Here is a 21,131-nt window from a genome sequence, read left to right on the forward strand (position 1 = left end):
CAATCGTTTATATCGTATATAATAAGGTGTAATTATGGAAACAAAGAATTTAAATACAAAATATTGTGTAGGTTTGGGTGAGATACTTTTTGATGTTCTCCCTAGTGGTTCTCAACTCGGCGGTGCTCCTGCCAACTTTGCTTACCACGCTGGTCAGCACGGCTTGCATTCTGTAGCCGTCAGTGCGATAGGTAAGGATGCCTTGGGCGATACAGCCCTTCGTATTCTCGATGAGAAGAAGTTGAAGTATGTAATGCCAGTGGTAGATTATCCTACCGGTACCGTTCAGGTGCAGCTCGACAAGGAGGGCGTTCCTACTTACGATATCAAGCAGGGTGTAGCTTGGGATAATATCCCGTTCACCAGTGATATCAGGGAGATTGCTGTCAATGCTGGAGCTGTATGCTGGGGTTCTCTGGCTCAGCGCAGTGAGGTTAGCCGTAAGACCATCTATACGTTTCTCGATCATACTCCAGAGGATTGTCTGAAGATCTTCGACATCAATCTTCGTCAGAACTTCTATACTCCTGAGGTGATTACCGAGAGCTTGAAGCGCTGCAATGTGTTGAAAATCAACGATGAGGAGTTGATTACCATCGGCCGTCTCTTTGGTTATCCAGGTTTGGATATCGAGAACAAGTGCTGGCTGATTCTCGGCAAGTATAATCTCGATATGCTCGTGCTGACCTGTGGCGTGAACGGCAGCTATGTCTTTGCTCCGGGTGTGAAGTCATTCCAGGAGACTCCAAAGGTTGAGGTGGCTGATACAGTAGGTGCAGGCGACAGCTTTACCGGTACATTCTGTGCCAGCATTCTGAAGGGCAAGAGCATTCAGGAGGCTCACGAACTTGCCGTAAAGGTAAGTGCCTACGTTTGTACCCAGAATGGAGCGATGCCTCAGATTCCTGAGGAATACACCCGTTAACCCCGCTTCCCCTATTGGTTATATAGCAATATAAGATGATAGGTTTAAAGAATAGTTGATTTTAAAGTTAATGTTAGTTAGTAAGCTGCATCCTGTTCGCGAAGAATGGGTGCAGCTTTTTCATTTTCAGAAATACAATCTCTCAATTAGAATAAAAGAACCCCCTAAAATGGTAAAATGATGCCCCAAAATCGCAGAAATGAATAAAATGATAACGTTTTCATTAAAAATATTATAAAAGAGTTGCAGATTAATAGATTATTTTGTACTTTTGCATCTAAAATATTAGTAGAACATTAAAAATATAGATGTTATGAAAGACTTAGATTGGTCTAATTTGTCATTTGGCTATCGCCAGACTGACTACAATGTTCGCTGTTACTATCGCGACGGCAAATGGGGCGAAATAGAAGTTTGCTCTGATGAGTATTTGAAATTGCACATGGCTGCAACCTGTCTGCACTATGGTCAGGAGGCATTCGAGGGCTTGAAGGCTTATCGTTGCCCAGACGGTAAGGTGCGCGTGTTCCGTATGGACGAGAACGCTAAGCGCTTGCAGAGCACATGTCGCGGCATTCTGATGCCAGAGGTGCCTACAGAAATGTTCGAGGAAATGGTGAAAAAGGTGGTTCGCCTCAACCAGGAGTGGATTCCTACCTACGAGAGTGGTGCTACGCTCTATATCCGTCCGCTGCTCATCGGTACAAGTGCTCAGGTGGGTGTTCATCCTTCTAAGGAGTATTGCTTCCTTATCTTCGTAACTCCAGTAGGTCCATACTTCAAGGGTGGATTCTCTACCAACCCATACGTCATCATCCGTGATTTCGACCGTTCTGCTCCTCTCGGAACAGGTATCTATAAGGTAGGTGGAAACTATGCTGCTTCTCTCAGAGCCAACAATATCGCTCACGAGAAGGGTTATGCATGCGAGTTCTATCTCGACGCCAAGGAGAAGAAATACATGGATGAGTGTGGTGCTGCCAACTTCTTCGGAATCAAGAATAATACATACGTTACTCCTAAGAGTACATCTATCCTCCCTTCTATCACCAACAAGAGTCTGATGCAGTTGGCTGAGGATCTCGGTATGAAGGTGGAGCGCCGTCAGATTCCTGAGGATGAGCTGGATACTTTCGAGGAGGCTGGTGCTTGCGGTACTGCTGCCGTAATCAGTCCTATCAGCTACATTGATGACTTGGATACAGGCAAGCGCTACAACTTCGGTGAGAAGCCAGGTCCTGTCTCTAAGCACCTGTATGATACGCTTCGCGGAATCCAGTATGGTACTATTGAGGACAAGCATGGTTGGACAACCGTAGTTATTGAGTAATCAATGACTTCTTTATTGCGTAAAAACCAATATTAGAAATATAATTATGTCAGGGCACTTTGAGGAGTTCACGCTCCTTGGAGTGCTTTTTTTATGTCTTTTTTATACCTAGGGGTTAACAGAGTTAACAGTTAACAGCTGTTTTTTCGATACTCCCCCTCGCGCGTACCTTATTATAATATAATATATATATACTTATTTTTATATGTGTGTGGGGGGAACCATGCATTTTTGGGGTGTTAACTGTTAACCTGTTAACCCCTCGCTCTTTTTTCCCCGTCTCTGTGCTTTGCGGGGCGCAAGTCATAGAGTTGCAGGGGAAGAAGCTATGAGTTAGGATTCTTAACACATTTCAGCATCATAAAAGCCTCATGAAAAGCTACGTAAAAACCTCATGACAGCCCTCATTTAAGCCTCTGCCCCGGCATCATTTATGCCACAGCCCCGTCATCATTTAAGCCTCTTCTCAGTCTTCATTTAAGCCTGAAAAATGCAGAAAAGCCTCTTATTTTGCAACGGGGAATACGTAATATTCTCTGTCTACATCGTAATCCAGAACCCACTGGTCAATCATCACATTATCGTCTAAAGCCTTGATGGTTACGTTGTGACTGCCGCCAGGCAGCGTAACGTAGAAGCTCTTCAGCGTCTGTCCGCGCCACAGGTCAAACTTCCAGTCCTTTGAGTTGTAAACCTCCTTCAGCTGGCAGATTACCGGTTCGCCACGGTCTATGCTCACACTCACCCTCATGTTCTTTACAGCGTTGAGGAAGCAAGGAATAACGGCGATGGTGAAACGCGCATCACCGCTCTTGTCGCAGTAGAAATCATAGCTCAGACTGGCTCCCTTCGGCAATTTCACAGCCTTGCTGCTGTGACCTAACAGCGGACGGACGGTAATCTTCTCGGCTCCTTTTACGGCAGCCTGGGCAAGCGGCGATTCGGTAGCCTTGCTCCATTCGTAGGCATTCTTGGCAATGATGTCACCGATAACTACAGAGAGCGGCTTGAGATCGTTGCTGCGGTCGAAGGCATCTGCTTTCAGCCGCTTGATGTCGGCAGCAGGCAGTGTGCCCGGAATCTGCGGAGCCTGCATCTCTGTACCGTTGGTAAGGATGAAATTCTTCCATTTGCCGTTTCTGATGCGACTGTAGTAGGCATTGAGCTGCTTCAGTTTGTTGTAAGCATCGATGCTCACAGCCGCTGCAGCCTTTGCCTCATCGTCTTTATTAAACAGCCCCGGACGGGCGATGTGTCTTGCTTCCTGTGCCTCCAGCTCCTTTTCGGCTACGAAGGCAGCTAGGAATATCGGATATTTCACTACCTCGAAGAAACCGTCTTTCTGGTTCTGAGGCAGCATGCGTTCGATGGATTCAGTCTTCGCCTTCAGCAGATCGTAGCGGTAGAGGAAACGCTCCAGTTCGTTGCCGAATTCGCCTGAATGAAACTCAGTATCGCCGTAAGGCATCGCCATATAAGCGGAATGGCGGATGCTGGTAAGGCGGTAATATTCTTCCATCAGAGGCATGATTTTCTTGCCTGTAATGGCGCCAAAGAATGCGTTGAGAGTGTTCTGGATATACGTCTTGCAACCTGCTTTCAGGGCGTTTTTATTCCACGCCAGGTTCATCATCATGGCTAGCTGGAAGGTTGACTGCTTCGGATTGGTAATGTTGGCTATCCAGGCACAGTCTTCGTCGTTGTGAGCGGCAGAGCGGTGCGATTTGCCGTGCTGGGCATTCTTGCTCTCCAGATAATCCTTGCTGTTGAGCATTTCGAGCAGCAGGCCCGGCGAGAGGTTGCTCATCTCCATCTGTGCATCCGAGCATACCAGCTTCACATTCTCGATGGTTTTGCGGTGTTTCTTCTTGTGCTTCTTGCCCACGAACTCCGTCACCTTGTAGTTTTCCGCCACGCAGATATCGAAACTGTCTACCACAGCCTTGTTGTAAGCAGCCTCGTGTCTGCCGTCTACCTGCCACAGCGTATTGGCTCTCAGGCGCAGCATCAATCGGGCGATGCGGCTGTAGTTCTGCGGTTTCATCCACTGGCTGTTGTTCAGGGCAAGTCCTCTGAATTCTATTCTCGGAACCTCTATCCACTGCTGGTCTACAGGTGTATAGAGGCTCTTGCGCTGAGCAGGCTGCAGGTCGTTCCATGCCGCCAGAGGCGAAACGCCAGCCAGCTCAGAGAGTTTCATGATGGCGTAAGCCGTTCCGCGGGCGTTGCTTCCGATAACGATGAGTTTCCCTTTCCTCGTACCTATGTAGAAAGCATCCTTTGCGGTGATAATAAGATGCAGCGGCGCACCGAGTTTTTCTACTGCCGAAAACTCCTTGTTGGTGAGCTGGTCGAGCTGGTAAATCTGTATCGGAGCACCTGATTTTTCTTTCGCATCGAATCCGGTTACGGCTTTCATATCGCCCGCAAACTCCTTGAGGGCAATTTTTACTACCGGCGAAATGATAGAGTTGGTGGTATAAGATACTCTTCCGTAGCCGTCGGTCCAGTAAACGTTGGGTGCTGCGGTCTGAGTTTCCGTCTTCTTCACTTTGGTTTCGGTCAGCGCGTTGGCATTCAGGCTAGAGAAGCAGGCCAGAGCCAAGGCTACGCCTAATATAATCTTTTTATATTTCATTTTTCTTCCGTTTTTGTCTGTTCGGTTGTAGATTCGCTTTTGCTGAAACTACACATTTCTGCATTTTGCAAAGATACATAAAAGTGTTTAATATCTGAAATTATTTAGTTTTTATTTGCTTATTACATTATTTATTGTTACTTTTGCACCAAATAAATAAAAAGAAATGATGACATTATATCCAAAATTGATTGAAGAGGCGCTTGCTACGGTGATTTATCCAGGCACCAAGAAGAACCTCATAGAGAGCGAGATGCTGGCAGATACGCCTAGCATCAATGGTATGAAGGTGAAGGTGGTTCTTCTCTTTCCTCGTGATACGGATCCTTTCCTCAAGAGTACGGTGAAGGCGGCCGAGGCTGCCATCCATTATCATATTTCGAAAGATGTAGAGGTGGAAATCGTTACTGAGTTCAAGTCGGCTCCTCGTCCTGAGGTGGGCAAGATGCTGCCACAGGTGAAGAACGTCATTGCTGTAAGCTCTGGTAAGGGTGGAGTAGGCAAGAGCACCGTTTCTGCCAATCTCGCTATCGCCCTGGCTAAGTTGGGCTACAAGGTGGGTTTGCTCGATACGGATATCTTCGGTCCTTCCATGCCTAAGATGTTCGGTGTGGAGGAGGAGCGTCCTTATTCTGTTCACAAGGACGGCAGAGACCTCATCGAACCTGTCGAGAAATATGGCGTGAAGCTCCTGAGTATCGGTTTCTTCGTAAGTCCTACTACTGCTACTCTGTGGCGCGGTGGAATGGCTTGTTCTGCCCTGAAGCAGCTGATTGCTGATGCTGACTGGGGTGAGTTGGATTACTTTATCCTCGATACGCCTCCTGGCACAAGCGATATTCATCTTACGCTGCTCCAGACGCTTTCCATTACGGGTGCAGTTATCGTAAGTACGCCTCAGCAGGTGGCGCTTGCCGATGCGAGAAAGGGTATTGACATGTATCAGAATGATAAGGTGAATGTGCCTATCCTCGGACTAATCGAGAACATGGCTTACTTTACGCCTGCCGAGCTGCCTGAGAACAAGTATTATATCTTTGGTAAGGAGGGTTGCAAGAACCTCGCCAAGGAAATGAATGTGCCTCTGCTCGCCCAGATTCCTATCGTTCAGAGCATCTGCGAGGGTGGTGATGATGGTGCGCCTGCTGCTACCAAGGTTGATTCCATTACCGGTCAGGCATTCCTTAGCCTTGCCCAAAGCGTAGTAACGGTGGTGAACCGCAGAAATGCCGAGAAGGCTCCAACCAAGATTGTTAGTACACACAAGTAGTAAATATCCTATTTGATAAGGGTATAAAATAAAAAGCTAGGATTGCCCTCAAGCAGTCCTAGCTTTTTTTTATCAGAGGAGTTAACAGGTTAACAGTTAACAGCCCATTTTTTATAGTTTATAGTTGAAAGTTTATAATTTATAGGCTTAGCCGTTAGCAAGATTGCTATAAACTTTTAACTCTAAACTCTTAACTATCAACTATTTCTTCCGCCTCATCCTCTTCTTCTGCTACTTCGGCAGTAAGGTTTACCTTGAGTCTTGCCGATCTCAGTTGCTGCCTGAAAACCAGGCAGGTAGCGAGAAAATAGATACCGGTCTGAATCCAGAGTGCTCTGAATTCCGGCAGAATATCTGAAAGCGAAGCACCCATACTGCTGATTCTGAGGAACCCACGGATGCCGAAAGTGGATGGGAAAACCCACGAAAATCCTTGCCAAAAGCCTGGAATATTGCTCAATGGCCATGAAACTCCCGTCATAAAAAGCAACGGAACGGAGGTAAATACCACCAGAAGCATCACATTTTCACGATATCTTACCAGACACGACAGCATCAGACCGAAGAAAACGCACGAAAGAATGTAAGGAAGGAGGAAACCGAGAATGGTGGTCCACGTTACCATACTTACAAAACTGAACAGCTTGGGAACTACCAGCGTAAGATACATTCCCATCACGGCATAAATCATGAAATAAACCAATGCCTTGCCGAAAACAATGCGGAAAATACCGCCATAATGCTCGCTTACCGGTATGAGTTCGCGGCTTCTGTTGAGTTCTCTTGATGTTCCCGCTGCCATTCCTATGCCCAGCAGCATCGTCTGCTGCAGGATAAGAACCAGCACAGCCGGCAGAATGGCATTTCCGTAACCTCCTGTCGTGTTGAATATCGGAACCTCATCAAAGGCGAGCGGCTCGGTGGTAATCTCATCGTCTCTATCCGTAAATCCTCCAGCCTGTGTTATCTGGATGCTCGAGTTGATGTGGCTGGCTACGGCCTGCGAGGTCTGATAAATCGCTTTATAGGTCAGCATCAGACTCATATCGCAGTAAACTCCCACATGCGCCTGTTCGCCCCGGTTCAGCTTCGTATCGAAGTCGGCAGGGAAGTAAAGGATTCCGTGAACCGCCTGTCTGCGCACCAGTTCCTTCGCCTCGTCCAGACTGTTGCAGTAATAGGTAGCCTTGGCGTCTGGTGAAGCATCATAATCGCGGATAAACTCGCGAGAACTGTGACTGTGGCTTAGGTCCACAATCGCCGTATCCACTTCTCTCACCACCTCGTTGTTGTAAATCCACGAGTAGAGCAGCGGATAACCCAGCGGCACCAGAATGCAGAAAATGAGCACACCCTCATCGCGGAAAACATTGCGCATTTCCGTCTTCCAGATATAGCACATGTCCCAGATGCCATTGATAATCTTATATAATAAATTACTTTTCTTCATTACGGTAAGTATTTATATACCAGCATTGCCTTCTTGATGTTCCAGACAGTGAGCATAGGCAGGGCGCAGAACAGCACCATTGCGCCCCAGTGGAGCACAGCATCGCCCATAGGGAAACCATTGAAGATGTTTATCTGGTAAATCATATAATAGTGACGCATCGGGAAAAGCTGGCCGATAGCCTGGATCGGTGAATCCATCGAGAAGAGCGGATAGGTGGCTCCGCAGATGGAGAAACTCACCACGCCCCACAACGAACAGATACTCATCGACATGCGCAATGAAGGCATCAGTCCGAAGGTAAAGATGCCGAAACACTGGCAGGAGAGTACGCTCAGAACGCCTAACAGGATGATAGGCAGCGCGCCGCCCGGATGTGGAAACTGTAATACATAATAGATGTAGAATTCGAACAGCAGGAAGATACTCAGGAAGATGAGTGTCTGTGGCAGCATCTTACCTGCAATGGCGAGATAAGGATTGTTGCCTGCCATCCGCATCCAGTCTCTTGCCCGGTTGAACTTCAGTTCCGTACCTATAGAATAAGGTGTAATCAGGAAGATGAACAGCATGATGAGTCCCGGCACCATTACGCTCGAAAGATAATAGTTGTAGTTGGCGTATGGGTTACCTATCATGTGCAGATCTACGACGATAGGCTGCAGGAAGGTCATGATTTCATCGTTCGTCTTTCCCAGCGCCGAAAGTTTCGCCATTCCTGCCGCCGCACCTCCCAGGGTAGAGATGGTTTTCAGATCGCGGAAGAGCAGGGAGCCGGCTGCCAGCGATACGCTGCTGTAATAGAATGAAATCTTAGGCTGCTTCTGGGCCATCAGGCCTGCCTCCGTTCCGTCAGGAATCAGCAGAAAAGCGTAGATTTCGTTCTTCTGGATAGCATGTCTTGCCTCTGTCATGTTCTCGTAATGAGCCACTACCTTGGTAGTCTGGAAGGCATCAAGCTTATGCACCAGCTGGCGCGATGTGGCGGAGTTGTCCTGATCTACTATGCCCACAGGCATGTCGGTAGGCACTCCTCCCTTCATCAGCGTGGTGAAGAAAATCACCACCACGATGGGGAAGATGACCATGCAGAAGAGATAAATGGGATTCTTCCACATGATGCCGCATTCTCTGAGGGCTATATGATATAATTTCTTAAACATAGATGTTATTTAATGATGAGTGACATTCCCGGGCGCAATCCCTCAATCTTTGTGACAGGACGGGCCTTCACCTCGAATGTCTTGCGGTCGTAGTCGCCATTATCCTTGGTTGCCTTCCAGGTAGCGTAAGAGCCCTGGTCTTTCAGGTAGTAAACCTTCATCTTGATGTCCTTGTTGAAGGCAGGAACGTATGCGGTGAACTCATCGCCCTTGTTCAGACCCTTGAGATGGTCTTCGCGAACATTGAAGGTTCCCCACATATCGCTCATGATAGAGATGCTCATGATAGGAGAGCCGAGGCCTACCAGCTCGCCTACCTTAGGATAGACATTGCTAACCTCGCCCTCGCACTGGGCAATCTGAACGGTCTCTTTCAGAAGATTCTTCACTACATCCACAGCGCTCTTCGAAGCCTGGGTGTTGTTGGCAGCCATGCGCTTCTCCTGTTCGCGGGCGCCATTCTTCGCCATATCGTACTGACTTCTGGCAGCAGCCACCTGAGCCTCTGTAGCCTTGTAGGCTGCGTAAGCCTCATCGCGTTTCTGACCGCTGATTACACCCTCGTTGAAGAGGTTCTGCATGCGGTCGTAGGTCTTCTTGGCTATGGTTGCGGCAGCTTCAGCCTGCTGGACCAACTGGTAAGCGCCCTGAATCTGCTCCTTGCGTGCACCTGCATCTGTCAGGTCCTTCATCGCCTCGGCTGCAGCGTTGGTAGCCTGGAGCATCTGTTCCTGCGATTTCATTTCCGGCACTTCGAGGATGGCGAGCGTATCGCCCACATGAACGTAATCGCCTTCCTGAACGCGGAGTTCTACCACGCGTCCTGGCAGTTTGCAGGATACTCTGTATTCTGATACTTCTACCTCGCCCTGAATGGTGTCATCCTTCTGTTCCAAAGTGAAGAAACCGATGACGCCTACGAGAATGACTACTGCTGTAAAACCGATTACAGCGAGCAATATGTTGTTATGCTGTGATTTCTTAGACATTTGCTTAATCTGAATTTAAATTTGTTATTATTATTACTGCAGGATACCGAGCGCCTTGTTCAGCCCAACCTGAGTCAGCTTCACGTCGATTTCTGCATCAATCTTCTGGCTCTGTGCTTTCTGCCAGGCAGTCTGTGCAGCCATCACGTCGGTAACCTCCATCACGCCTTCCTTGAAACCGAGGTTGGCGCATCTCAGGTTCTCATCTGCACTGGCGATGTTCTTCATTGCCATGTTGAGCTTCTTCTGGGCTTCCTTTACCTTAAACTGGCTTTGGGTAATCTGCAGATGAATCTTCTCTCTCGTATCATCCAGGTTCATCTGGGCGATATTGCTGGCAGCCTTGGCGGCTCTCACCTTGTAGGCGCCGTCGAACCAGTTCCATACTGGAACATGAACCATCACGCCTACGTTCCAGACTCCGGTAAACTTCTTCTGGAAACCATTGAATACGTTCGGGTTCGAAATCATGTAGCCGCCTGTCAGCATGACGTGAGGCAGATTGATGGCGCGAACCATATTGGTAGCTGCTTTAGAGATGTCGAGCGCATTCTGCAGCATGCGGAGCTCCGGACGGGTGTTCAGTGCCGAATCCTGTGCTGCCACTTTCTGCTGCTCGGTGTCAACAGGAGTTCCTGATAAAGCCAGGGTTTCCTTATCTTCATCGGCAAGTGTGATTTCCTGGTTCATCGGAATGCCGCAGAGCTGGCAGAGCAGCATCTTCGACAGAGCGAGTCCGTCTTCTGCCTGGGTAATCTGCATCTCAGCCTCGTTCACTTTCACGTCTACCTTCAGTCCGTCTGCCTTGGTGGCTACTCCCTGCTGAATCATCTTATGAACATCCTCGTTCAGTTTCTTTACGAGGTCGCGGTAACTGATGGCGAGTTTCTGCTTCTGCTTCAGCGAAACGGCGAGCCAGTAAGCCTGGTCTATGCTGTAGAGCGTGCTCTGGGTCTGCTGGTCGAGATCATTCTCGGCAATCTGCTCTCCGATGTCTGCAATCTTGTTGGCTGCAATGATGGCTCCACCCATATAGATAGGTTGGCGAACCATCACGCTTCCTGCCCAGATATTGCGGGTGTCGGTGCGGAAAGCATCTACCACTTTCTCTCCCAGCGCATTGCCTTGCTGCTGCAGGGGTCCCAGTCTCTCATTCATCAGTCCGCCTATCTGCTGCGCTATCTCCGGGGTAATCATTCCCTGACTTACAAGTTGGCTCAACAGATTGCTGGCTCCTCCCGATATGCCTCCGGTAACGGTAGAGCCGATATTGCTGAATGTTGATTTCTGACCGTCGTTCAGCAGCGAAATCTCCCTGCTGAACCATTCGTAACCGCCTAAAGCATCTACTTTAGGAAGATATTTGGTACGTGCCGATTTCTTCATGTTGTACGCCACGTCTTTCTTGAGCTTCGAGGCATTGAGCTGCTTGTTGTTGCGCAGCGCCATGGCACGGCAACTGTCAAGGCTCAGCGTTTGTGCCTGAGCCCCGACAGGAATCAATGCTCCCATCAGCATGATAAGAGTTATATATTTTTTCATCCTTTGTTTATAATATTATATAATATTAGATGCAAAATTATGGAATTATTCTTAAATGACAAAGAAATTTTGTTTATCAAATCTTTAAGAATCAAAAAATATATTGCATTGTGGAAAAATAGAACATACCTTCTGGTTTTCCGTAATCCCTTAATCGTCTGTTTCTTAGAAATTCACCCGTTCTGTCTCGCCCCAGGTAGGGTCTACGGTAATGCCTATTCCACCACCCGTACTGTCGTCTCCGCCACCGAATCCGTCAGCAATGGAAATCTCGGTATAGGCTGTATGGTTCTGATGGATTTTCAAATCGGCTTTTTCAAAACTCTTTACCACCTTTGCATCGGCATCCAGAAAGCTGATACTCATCTTGATGTTCTTCTCTTCTTCATGTGGGAAGGTGTAGACGGTAAAGTCTCTGCCGCCATCTTCCATACTGAAATTCTCGGTCTGACGGCTGTTCACGCAGCCGAATCCGGTGGTTGCATCCAGGGTGCTGCTGCCGCCGGTATAATAGAACTTGATGCTCCTGATTTCTTCGGGAATGGTTTCGTCGGTAATATGTAACTTGAAGGCACCAACCGCTCGCCTCAGGTTGATGTCGGAGGTGGCGCCCTCTTCGTTTACGCTCAACCTGCCGTAATAATAAAAGGTGTCGGTAAGTTTGTTGCTTGCAAACTTCACCTTCTCGGGTGCGCTGATAGAGCAGTTTCCCTTTCCGTTATGGGCAATCACCACCAGCCGGTATTCTCCTTCGTCCAGACTTACATAGGCTGTTCCGAAGCCATTGTCTGTTGAAAGCTGGTTCACCGTCTCCAGTTTCTCCTCTCCGTCAAAGATGGCAAGTGTCAGTCTGGAGCACACATCGCTCAGCGCCATCTGCTTGTCGGCAGCTTTGGTTGTCAGCAGACTTGTGCCTTCTATTTTCTGCACATGGATAGTTACATTGGCGTTTGCCTCACGTGATTTTCCGGTTGTTTCGTCAATCGAAAACTTCTCGCATGAAGTAAGCGTCGCTACGAGCATCAGCAACAGGGATGCCAGTAACCGATAGGTCTTCTTACTCATAACCGTTCTTATTTACTAGTTGCTCTATGCGTTATCTCGGAGTTTCCTCGGGCATAAAGATGTGGCAAATATACGTTTTTTCTCTTTTCGATGCAAGTAAAATCTAATAAATCTTTATATTTTTTGTCATTTTTCTGTTTTTTCGTATTTTTGCATCGGTTTTTCTGTACTTACAGAGCCGATTTTGCATTATATATATAATTAAGGTATAGAAGATATTGGTATGGATAAGAAGATAAAAGCATTGTTTTTTGATATTGACGGCACCCTGGTGAGTTTCAAGACCCACAAGATTCCGCAGAGCACGGTAGATGCCTTGGAGCAGGCTAAGAAAAATGGGGTAGAGGTGTATATTTCTACCGGTCGTCCGCAACTCATCATCAACAATCTCGGTCAGATAGAACATCTCATCGACGGTTACATCACCACCAATGGAGCCTGCTGTTTTGTAGGCGATAAGGTGGTGAGCCAGCATGCCATCCTTCCTGAAGATGTAAAGAAGATTATCGAGGCAGCCGACCGTGATGATTATCCGGCAATCGTCGTAGGAGAGCATCATCTCGCTATCCATCATTATACTGACGAGGTTTATGAAATCTTTGCCAAGGGATTGGGGGTGGATTGCGAAATCTTCCTGACCGATGTGAATGAACTGGGAGATGAGCAGGTTCTGCAGGTTACTCCTTTCTGTTCGGTAGAGCAGGAGACGCTCCTGATGCCTACGCTCCGCAACTGCACATCGGGCAGATGGCATCCTGCCTTTACGGATATTACGGCAGCCGATGCTGATAAGGGCAAGGGCATGCATGCAATGGCTGATTATCTGGGTTTGAACATAGAAGAAACCATGGCTTTCGGCGATGGCGGCAATGATATTTCCATCGTCCGGGAGGCAGGCACCGGTGTTGCGATGGGCAATGCGGGAGATAATCTCAAGCAGGTAGCCGATTTCATTACGACTCATGTGGATGAAGATGGTGTTAAGAATGCGCTCCTCTATTTTGGCGTGATTTAAATTCCCGGCGTTATTGACTTTTTTTTTCATAACACCCTATATATAATAAGGTGTAATCCTGATGAAGCCTTTTTGATAGGCGAGTTTCATTTTTATAAAATAATAAAGGCAAACATGTTATTTATTGTAATAAATGGCGTGTTTGCCTTTCTGTTTTTAAAACCTCCCTTTTGTACCCAGTTTCTTCTCGTTATTTACTTTTTGTGGGGATAAATATCAAAAGTGCTTACGAAAAGTAATAAAATATACGAAAAATATACATAAAGTACCATAAAGTTGGTATTTTGTATCAAATTGTTTACTAAAAATTTGTTTAATTTGCAAAAAGTATGTATCTTTGCATCCGATATTTGTAAGTTGTTTAATTTTTAAGAGAGAGAATTATGGTAAAAAGATTGACCATGCTCATGGGGGGGCTTATTCTTTCAACAGGAATAGCCCTCGCTCAAACTACTGTTACAGGTAAGGTTGTTTCTCAGGAAGACGGTGAACCGGTTATTGGCGCATCTATCAAGATTGAAGGTACCAAGACGGGTACTGTAACAGATGTTGATGGAAACTTTTCTTTGGTAGCTCCTAGTGGAAATGCCAAGTTGGTAATCTCTTATTTGGGAATGAAATCTCAAAAGGTGGTTGCTAAATCAAAATGAAAATTGTGTTGGAAGGCGAGGACAATACATTGAATGATGTGGTTGTCACAGCCTTGGGTGTTTCTCGCCAAAAGAAGGCTTTGGGTTATGCTGTAACCGAGCTGAAAGGCGATGAGATGCTGAAATCACGTGGTGGACTCAGCAACCCTGTCAATGCTCTGCAGGGTAAGGTTGCGGGTTTGACCATCTCTTCTAGTGCCGGTAGCATGGGCGGATCTTCTAAGGTCTTGCTTCGTGGTGCTAACTCGCTTTCTGGCAGCAACCAGCCGCTGTTCGTTGTTGACGGTGTGCCTATCGAGGGTGGCGACAATAACTCTACCGAGACTCAGCGTGGTGGTGGTGGTTACGATTACGGTAACTTGATTCAGGATATCAACCCTGATGATGTAGAGAACATCAGCGTGTTGAAGGGTGCTTCTGCTACTGCTCTTTATGGTAGCCGTGCCTCTAATGGTGTTATCATGATTACTACCAAGCGTGCCAAGAAGGCTGCAGGACTCGGGGTGGAGTTCAGCTCTTCTGTTGGCTTTGAAACTGTAACCAAACTGCCTAAGCTTCAGAGTCAGTATGGTGGCGGTTATGGTTATGCTGGCGATTATGCTTATGGCACCGATGGTGATGATATGGGTACTGCCACTATCAATGGCAAGGAATATCTGATTCCAGACTATGGTATGGATGAAAGCTGGGGTCCTAAATTGGATGGCCGCCAGGTGCTTTCATGGTACGACTTTCTTACATGGAAGAATAACGGTTCTGTAGGCGATCCTACTACATCTGCCTGGAGCCCTGCTTCTTCAGATTATCGCGACTTCTTCAAAACTGGTGTTTCTTACACCAATAATATCGCTGTGTCTCAGTCTTATGACAACAGTTCGTTCCGTATTTCCTATACCAATACTTCTTTGACAGGTTATCTGCCAAACAGCAGCCAGTATAAGAATGCCTTGAATGTTACGGGCAATATCATGTCGCCAGACAAGAAGTTGAATGTGTTCACCAGTGTCAACTACTTCAACAACCGTACCAAGGGTCGTCAGGATACTGGTTATGGTGACAACAACATCATGGTGAAGTTCACGCAGTGGGGACAGCGCCAGTTGAACATGAACGAATTGGAGTCTCTCTATAAGAACCCTGATGGAAGCCAGGCTTCATGGAACATTGGTGGTATTGATGATACTGCTATCCAGTTCCACAATAACCCATACTGGAGCCGCTACATGAACTACGAGAATGATAGCCGTAACCGTGTATATGGTAATGTGGGCTTCAGCTATCAGATTATCCCACAGCTCAAGTTCCAGTATAAGGCAAACCTTGATTTCTGGGTTGACAAGCAGTATGAGCGCAATGCCGTTTACTCTCAGGAATTGTCTAAGTATAAGGAAATCTCCCGTCAGCAGTATGAGTTGAACCATGAGTTCCTGCTGATGTATAACCAGGCATTCGGCGATTACAGCATCAGCGCCAATGTGGGTGCCAACATCATGCGTAATCACTATGAGTATGTGTATGGTGAGACACAGGGTGGTTTGGCTATTCCTGAATACTATAACCTGGCTAACTCCTTGCAGGCAGCCAAGGCTTATAACTATAAGCGAGTAAAGGGAATTAACTCTCTGTTTGGTGATATTACTTTGGGTTGGAAGAACATGCTCTACTTGGAGGCTACTCTTCGTGGTGATAAATCTTCTTCTCTTCCATCAAGCAACAATACATATGTCTATCCATCTGTCACCGGTAGCTGGTTGTTCTCGGAACTCCTGAAGAACAAGGCTCCTTGGCTGACATATGGTAAGGTACGTCTCGGTTTTGCAAAGGTAGGTAACGATACCGATCCATATCAGGTGCTGAGTACTTATACCCAATATACCAACATCGATTCCTCTACTCCAGGTTATCGCTTGCCAAATACATTGAACAATGCCGATTTGAAGCCTGAGTCAACCACATCTTACGAGTTGGGTCTCGAGATGGCTTTCTTCGACAACCGTCTGGGATTCGATGTAACTTACTATCAGACAAATACCAAGGATGAGATTCTTCCTTTGTCAGTATCTGGTACCACCGGTTACATCTACAAGATGATCAATTCTGGTGAAATCGAGAACAAGGGTATTGAGGTTGCCGTTCACGCAACTCCTGTCAAGACCCGGGATTTCGAGTGGAATACATCGTTCACCATCGCATCTAACAAAAATAAGGTAAAGAGCCTTGCTGATGGTGTGGATTATTATAAGATTGCTTCTGCTCCATTCATGGCTGAGGTAGGTGCCAAGGTAGGTGAGGAATATGGTATCATCATGGGTACCAATTTCGTGTACGATGAAAATGGCAACAAATGCGTAAATCCAGAGACTGGTCTCTATATGGCTACTGATGGTAACGAAGTGATTGGTCATATCTATCCAGATTTCACGGGGGGTTGGGTCAACTCATTCCGCTATAAGGGCTTCGATGCCAGCATCCAGTTCGACTTCTCCAAGGGTGGTCAGTTCTTCTCTACCACAACTCTTTGGGGTAACTACTGTGGTATGATGGAGGAGACTGCAGCCAATGGCGTTCGTGAGAATGGTATCATCTCAGAAGGTGTGGTTTATGGTACAAATGAACCTAACACCATGAAGGTAAGTGCTCGTGATTACTACGAGAACTATTATAATGGTCCTGCAGCTCAGAGTGTATTGAAGAGCGATTATATCAAACTTCGTGAAATCAATGTAGGCTATACCTTCAAGTTGAACCCTTCTTGGTTTGTCAAGTCATTGCGTCTTTCTGCATACGGTCGTAATCTCGGCGTATGGGGACCAGACTGCAAGCACTTCGATCCTGAAATGATTGTCACCAGTTCTGGTAACGTTCAGGGTATTGAGGGCGGTGCCACTCCAATGGTTGCCAACTATGGCTTTGGTGTGAGTTTGAAGTTCTAATTTTTAAGATGGAAAAAGTTATGAAGAAGATTTTAAAATATATATTGATAGGAGCGGCTTGTTTACCTATGGCATCTTGTGATGATCTGGATTCTCTCAACGAGAATCCAAACGCTCCGGGCAATGTTCCTTCTAACATGCTGATGGAAGGTGCAGAGAAGTGGACCATGGACAATATCTACGACAACTGGTTCAGCGGTCGCCAGTGTCTAGCTTACTCTCAGCAGTGGACCCAGCGCAACTATACAGAGGAGGACCGTTATCAGATTCGTGAGTCTGTAAACAACAACTATTTCAACTACCTCTATATGGGATTGGCTAATTTTGATAAGGTTATCAAGATGAATACCGATGAGGCTACCAAGAATGCTGCTTCAGTTTACGGTGCCAACTGCAACCAGATTGCTGCTGCCAAGATCATGAAGGTGTGGTTGATGGATGTCATCACTGATACATGGGGTAATGTTCCTTACTCAGACATCGCACAGCTGGAAGATAAGGGTGTTCTCTATTGCAAGTATGATGACCAGAAGGATATCTATGCTAGTATGATTTCTGAGTTGGATGAGGCTGTAGGTATGATTGATGAGAATCGGAGTGCCTTCACTTCAGGTGATGTTATCTTCGGTGGTGATGCTTCTAAGTGGAAGAAGTTTGGTAACTCTTTGAAGTGCCGCCTGGCTATCCACATGTCTAAGGTAGATTCCAACTGGAAGCAGTATATCGCTGAGGCAGTAGCCAGTGGTGTGATGGAGAGCAATGATGATGCGGCTAAGTTTACTTACGCCTCTTCAGGCTCTGACTATTGTAAGTTCTATGAGGGCTGCTATATTGATGGCCGTAACGACTTCACCATCACCAATGTGCTTACCAAGCTGATGTTGGGTAAGAAAGATGATTTGAATGGCAAGAGCCATCCTTGGGAGGGTACTGTTGATCCACGTATCTCTATCTATACCAACAAGAATCCTCAGGGCACATACGATGGTATTCCATACGCTTGTCCTACAGGTACTCAGGATAAGTTCCGTGCTACATCTCCTAACTGGTCTACTGGTCAGCCTTTAGTCTTGACCAAGACTTACGCTGTGCCATTGATGACTTATGCTGAGTTGAAGTTCATCCTATGCGAGTACAATGGCTATGACGCTGAGGATTACAAGGAAGGTGTGAAGGCATCTATTGAATATTGGTATGATTTGGCCGGTCAGTCTATTTCTGATGCTGATGTGAATGCTTATGTTGATGCGGTATCTACAAACGTAGATGCTGAAACATGTGCTATCCAGAAGTACATCGACCTCTTTACTAATGGTACTGAGGCTTGGACAGAAGTTCGTCGTACGGGTTATCCAAACCAGTTGCTTCGTCCAGGTGAAATCACAGCCGTTTACAATGGCAATAATGTGAAGTTTGAACCATTGAGCGAAGTGAAAGGCATGATTATTTCCCGTGTGAAATATCCTACCAATGAGAGTACATTGAATGGTGCCAACTGGAATGAAGCTGTGAAGAAGTTGACCGACGGAACAAACAACTATTATAGTAAAATGTTCTGGGATGTACGAACTTCAGCCTACGATCATCCTGCCAATAAGTAAGGAATATTAGGTAAAATGATAATAAAGATATAAGGCAAAGTGATTTGCCTCGTTGTTGACCACGTCAACACTTATATCTCTCTCGTCTTGGGGACTGGCGGTGGCCAGTCCCCTTTTTTAATTTATAAGAAAGATTTCTTGGTTAATGAGGGTGTGTCATAAATCTGGATAATAGTTGGTGCATAACAGTTGACTACCGCATGCACAACAGGTGTTGTGCATGCGCATATCAGCTGTTATGCAAGCGCACAACAGCTGTTGTGCGACCGAAGATACTGACTGTCTTAACAACATATCCTATCTCTTCCAACAACTTATCCTGTCTCTTCCAACAACTTATCCTGTCTCTTCCAACAACATATCCTATCTCTTTCCGCAACATAACCCATATTTACCAACGACAAGAAGAGGGTGAATCATAAACTTATGACACATCCTCTTTATTTGTAGATGAAGTAGCTGCCTCCATCACTCTGGCAATATTTCTTCAGAAGCTGGATAATGTATTCGGCATTCTCGAGAACGTGCTGTTCGTCTCCGTCATATCCGTTGATGAGAACCACTAGATGGGTGGTGTCAATACTCATTTTGGTTCGCTCGTTGTCGCTGGTCGGGGTTCCTACACCACCTGTATTGTCTCTGTAAACAGGCAGACCTTCTATATTAATCATGCCTCTGCCGATACCCTCGTATGGTTCGCCGGCTTTGCCTACGCCCAGGGTCAGGGTGTCGCCTTCAAACTTGTCTGCATCAAATCCGCCGATGCTGTAGCCGTATGCAATGCTCGCCAGGTTCACCAAATCCACCAGCGTATCTCTCTGGTAGAGTTCCTTGCCCTGCAGCATTCTTCGGATGAGGGCTTCTGATGCAGGACGGTAGCGAGATGGATCCTTGCCGCAGGCACGGTACACCTTTCGGGTGGCGGCAATTCCACTCATCTCTTTCAGCGATTCCGTGGTCAGCGTATGTCTGTATTTCTCACCGAGGGCATTGATTTCATCCCAAAGTTCCTGACAATAAGGGGTGTTTACCACATTGGCTTCCACGCATGCTCCCACAAAGGTGGGACATACCGATTCGATTTCTTCTGATACAATAATTTTCATGATGAATTTCTGTTTTCTGTTAAACCTAACTGATTGATAGGGCAAAAGTACGAAGAAATATTGGAATAGCCAAAAGTTCTGTCTATTTATATATATAATAAGGTGTAAAAATAGCTTAAATGTTTATAACTGTTAAATATTTGGCTAAAATGAAACTTTTTTGCGAAAAGATTTGGTGGAATGAAAAATAGTTAGTACTTTTGCATTCGCTTTTGAGAAATCAAGCATTACTCAAAGCAATAAAGAAAGAGTTCTTTGAAAGATTTTACATAAACAGACAAGTAGTACAAGAAGTGGTTAACTTCTTAGAAATAAGAAAGTTGACTGGGTAAAAGAAACGAACCGTCAAGCAATTGACAAGTCAGGTTTACTAAGCTTCAATAAACGAAAAGGATATTCGTCCTAAGTACAGACAACAAACACTTCGCTAGACTTTCGGGTATAGCAAAGTAAAAATGATATTTTACAATTTTTGGAGCAGCGAGAGAAATGAAAGCTTGCTTTTATTTCCGGGTCGTGACAAAAATGTAGAGGATACTTTACAATGGAGAGTTTGATCCTGGCTCAGGATGAACGCTAGCTACAGGCTTAACACATGCAAGTCGAGGGGAAACGACATCGAAAGCTTGCTTTTGATGGGCGTCGACCGGCGCACGGGTGAGTAACGCGTATCCAACCTGCCCACCACTTGGGGATAACCTTGCGAAAGTAAGACTAATACCCAATGATATCTCTAGAAGACATCTGAAAGAGATTAAAGATTTATCGGTGATGGATGGGGATGCGTCTGATTAGCTTGTTGGCGGGGTAACGGCCCACCAAGGCGACGATCAGTAGGGGTTCTGAGAGGAAGGTCCCCCACATTGGAACTGAGACACGGTCCAAACTCCTACGGGAGGCAGCAGTGAGGAATATTGGTCAATGGACGAGAGTCTGAACCAGCCAAGTAGCGTGCAGGATGACGGCCCTATGGGTTGTAAACTGCTTTTATAAGGGAATAAAGTGAGCCTCGTGAGGCTTTTTGCATGTACCTTATGAATAAGGACCGGCTAATTCCGTGCCAGCAGCCGCGGTAATACGGAAGGTCCGGGCGTTATCCGGATTTATTGGGTTTAAAGGGAGCGTAGGCCGGAGATTAAGCGTGTTGTGAAATGTAGACGCTCAACGTCTGCACTGCAGCGCGAACTGGTTTCCTTGAGTACGCACAAAGTGGGCGGAATTCGTGGTGTAGCGGTGAAATGCTTAGATATCACGAAGAACTCCGATTGCGAAGGCAGCTCACTGGAGCGCAACTGACGCTGAAGCTCGAAAGTGCGGGTATCGAACAGGATTAGATACCCTGGTAGTCCGCACGGTAAACGATGGATGCCCGCTGTTGGTCTGAACAGGTCAGCGGCCAAGCGAAAGCATTAAGCATCCCACCTGGGGAGTACGCCGGCAACGGTGAAACTCAA

14 protein-coding genes and 1 rRNA gene (1 of these 15 only partly in view) are annotated in these 21,131 nt (G+C 46.5%); 8 read left to right on the forward strand and 7 right to left on the reverse strand.

Translation table 11 applies throughout. The annotated features are described in order from the left end of the window. Positions 1-34 precede the first annotated feature (34 nt). Positions 35-925: a carbohydrate kinase family protein gene (locus NQ544_RS00145; RefSeq protein WP_006849162.1), complete on the forward strand. Its 891-nt coding sequence runs from the start codon at positions 35-37 to the stop codon at positions 923-925. A 313-nt stretch (positions 926-1,238) separates the two neighbouring features. Next, positions 1,239-2,255 (forward strand): branched-chain amino acid aminotransferase, encoded by a 1,017-nt coding sequence (locus NQ544_RS00150; protein ID WP_006849163.1) that lies wholly within the window; start codon positions 1,239-1,241, stop codon positions 2,253-2,255. A 505-nt stretch (positions 2,256-2,760) separates the two neighbouring features. On the opposite strand, the gene NQ544_RS00155 is transcribed toward NQ544_RS00150, so the two are convergent. Continuing rightward, positions 2,761-4,893 (reverse strand): glycosyl hydrolase 115 family protein, encoded by a 2,133-nt coding sequence (locus tag NQ544_RS00155; protein ID WP_006849164.1) that lies wholly within the window; start codon positions 4,891-4,893, stop codon positions 2,761-2,763. Positions 4,894-5,062: 169 nt separating this feature from the next. Between NQ544_RS00155 and NQ544_RS00160 the strand changes: the two genes are divergently transcribed. Continuing rightward, complete coding sequence (locus NQ544_RS00160) at positions 5,063-6,163, forward strand: Mrp/NBP35 family ATP-binding protein (protein WP_022120906.1); 1,101 nt, start codon at positions 5,063-5,065, stop codon at positions 6,161-6,163. A gap of 190 nt (positions 6,164-6,353) precedes the next feature. On the opposite strand, the gene NQ544_RS00165 is transcribed toward NQ544_RS00160, so the two are convergent. From NQ544_RS00165 to NQ544_RS00185, 5 genes are all read right to left on the reverse strand, one after another. Then, on the reverse strand, positions 6,354-7,613 hold the full coding sequence (locus NQ544_RS00165; RefSeq protein WP_006849166.1) for an ABC transporter permease: 1,260 nt from the start codon (positions 7,611-7,613) through the stop codon (positions 6,354-6,356). Then, entirely contained in the window at positions 7,613-8,776 is a 1,164-nt protein-coding gene (locus NQ544_RS00170) for an ABC transporter permease (protein ID WP_006849167.1), read from the reverse strand. Before NQ544_RS00170 ends, NQ544_RS00165 begins: the two co-directional genes overlap by 1 nt. 5 nt (positions 8,777-8,781) lie before the next feature. Then, positions 8,782-9,765, reverse strand: a complete 984-nt coding sequence (locus NQ544_RS00175) for an HlyD family secretion protein (RefSeq protein ID WP_006849168.1) — start codon at positions 9,763-9,765, stop codon at positions 8,782-8,784. 33 nt (positions 9,766-9,798) lie between these two features. Continuing rightward, positions 9,799-11,307 carry a TolC family protein gene (locus NQ544_RS00180; protein WP_006849169.1) on the reverse strand — a complete coding sequence of 503 codons (1,509 nt, stop codon included), beginning with the start codon at positions 11,305-11,307 and terminating at the stop codon, positions 9,799-9,801. A 165-nt stretch (positions 11,308-11,472) separates the two neighbouring features. Further along, positions 11,473-12,372 carry a FimB/Mfa2 family fimbrial subunit gene (locus NQ544_RS00185; protein ID WP_006849170.1) on the reverse strand — a complete coding sequence of 300 codons (900 nt, stop codon included), beginning with the start codon at positions 12,370-12,372 and terminating at the stop codon, positions 11,473-11,475. A gap of 223 nt (positions 12,373-12,595) precedes the next feature. Here NQ544_RS00185 and NQ544_RS00190 point away from each other — a divergent pair, with 223 nt between their 5' ends. The 4 genes from NQ544_RS00190 (at position 12,596) to NQ544_RS00205 (ending at position 18,571) form a co-directional block, all read left to right on the forward strand. Continuing rightward, positions 12,596-13,387, forward strand: coding sequence for a Cof-type HAD-IIB family hydrolase (locus tag NQ544_RS00190; protein ID WP_006849171.1), 792 nt, complete (start codon positions 12,596-12,598; stop codon positions 13,385-13,387). 383 nt (positions 13,388-13,770) lie between these two features. Beyond that, positions 13,771-14,037 carry a carboxypeptidase-like regulatory domain-containing protein gene (locus NQ544_RS00195; protein ID WP_006849173.1) on the forward strand — a complete coding sequence of 89 codons (267 nt, stop codon included), beginning with the start codon at positions 13,771-13,773 and terminating at the stop codon, positions 14,035-14,037. Then, on the forward strand, positions 14,034-16,970 hold the full coding sequence (locus NQ544_RS00200) for a SusC/RagA family TonB-linked outer membrane protein (RefSeq protein WP_006849174.1): 2,937 nt from the start codon (positions 14,034-14,036) through the stop codon (positions 16,968-16,970). Before NQ544_RS00195 ends, NQ544_RS00200 begins: the two co-directional genes overlap by 4 nt. Positions 16,971-16,990: 20 nt before the next feature. Further along, on the forward strand, positions 16,991-18,571 hold the full coding sequence (locus tag NQ544_RS00205) for a SusD/RagB family nutrient-binding outer membrane lipoprotein (RefSeq protein WP_040553769.1): 1,581 nt from the start codon (positions 16,991-16,993) through the stop codon (positions 18,569-18,571). 440 nt (positions 18,572-19,011) lie between these two features. Here NQ544_RS00205 and NQ544_RS00210 read toward each other — a convergent pair whose 3' ends face one another. Then, positions 19,012-19,677, reverse strand: coding sequence for a B3/B4 domain-containing protein (locus NQ544_RS00210; protein ID WP_006849177.1), 666 nt, complete (start codon positions 19,675-19,677; stop codon positions 19,012-19,014). 541 nt (positions 19,678-20,218) lie between these two features. Between NQ544_RS00210 and NQ544_RS00215 the strand changes: the two genes are divergently transcribed. Next, a 16S ribosomal RNA gene (locus tag NQ544_RS00215) occupies positions 20,219-21,131 on the forward strand (it continues 619 nt past the right edge of the window).

This window comes from Segatella copri DSM 18205 (assembly GCF_025151535.1).
Lineage (GTDB): Bacteria > Bacteroidota > Bacteroidia > Bacteroidales > Bacteroidaceae > Prevotella > Prevotella copri.

What these genes read in the sequence shown, in the direction of transcription:
- NQ544_RS00145 (WP_006849162.1), top strand. Translation starts at nt 35, where the DNA reads ATGGAAACAAAGAATTTAAATACAAAATATTGTGTAGGTTTGGGTGAG.
- NQ544_RS00150 (WP_006849163.1), top strand. Translation starts at nt 1,239, where the DNA reads ATGAAAGACTTAGATTGGTCTAATTTGTCATTTGGCTATCGCCAGACT.
- NQ544_RS00155 (WP_006849164.1), bottom strand. Translation starts at nt 4,893, where the DNA reads ATGAAATATAAAAAGATTATATTAGGCGTAGCCTTGGCTCTGGCCTGC.
- NQ544_RS00160 (WP_022120906.1), top strand. Translation starts at nt 5,063, where the DNA reads ATGACATTATATCCAAAATTGATTGAAGAGGCGCTTGCTACGGTGATT.
- NQ544_RS00165 (WP_006849166.1), bottom strand. Translation starts at nt 7,613, where the DNA reads ATGAAGAAAAGTAATTTATTATATAAGATTATCAATGGCATCTGGGAC.
- NQ544_RS00170 (WP_006849167.1), bottom strand. Translation starts at nt 8,776, where the DNA reads ATGTTTAAGAAATTATATCATATAGCCCTCAGAGAATGCGGCATCATG.
- NQ544_RS00175 (WP_006849168.1), bottom strand. Translation starts at nt 9,765, where the DNA reads ATGTCTAAGAAATCACAGCATAACAACATATTGCTCGCTGTAATCGGT.
- NQ544_RS00180 (WP_006849169.1), bottom strand. Translation starts at nt 11,307, where the DNA reads ATGAAAAAATATATAACTCTTATCATGCTGATGGGAGCATTGATTCCT.
- NQ544_RS00185 (WP_006849170.1), bottom strand. Translation starts at nt 12,372, where the DNA reads ATGAGTAAGAAGACCTATCGGTTACTGGCATCCCTGTTGCTGATGCTC.
- NQ544_RS00190 (WP_006849171.1), top strand. Translation starts at nt 12,596, where the DNA reads ATGGATAAGAAGATAAAAGCATTGTTTTTTGATATTGACGGCACCCTG.
- NQ544_RS00195 (WP_006849173.1), top strand. Translation starts at nt 13,771, where the DNA reads ATGGTAAAAAGATTGACCATGCTCATGGGGGGGCTTATTCTTTCAACA.
- NQ544_RS00200 (WP_006849174.1), top strand. Translation starts at nt 14,034, where the DNA reads ATGAAAATTGTGTTGGAAGGCGAGGACAATACATTGAATGATGTGGTT.
- NQ544_RS00205 (WP_040553769.1), top strand. Translation starts at nt 16,991, where the DNA reads ATGAAGAAGATTTTAAAATATATATTGATAGGAGCGGCTTGTTTACCT.
- NQ544_RS00210 (WP_006849177.1), bottom strand. Translation starts at nt 19,677, where the DNA reads ATGAAAATTATTGTATCAGAAGAAATCGAATCGGTATGTCCCACCTTT.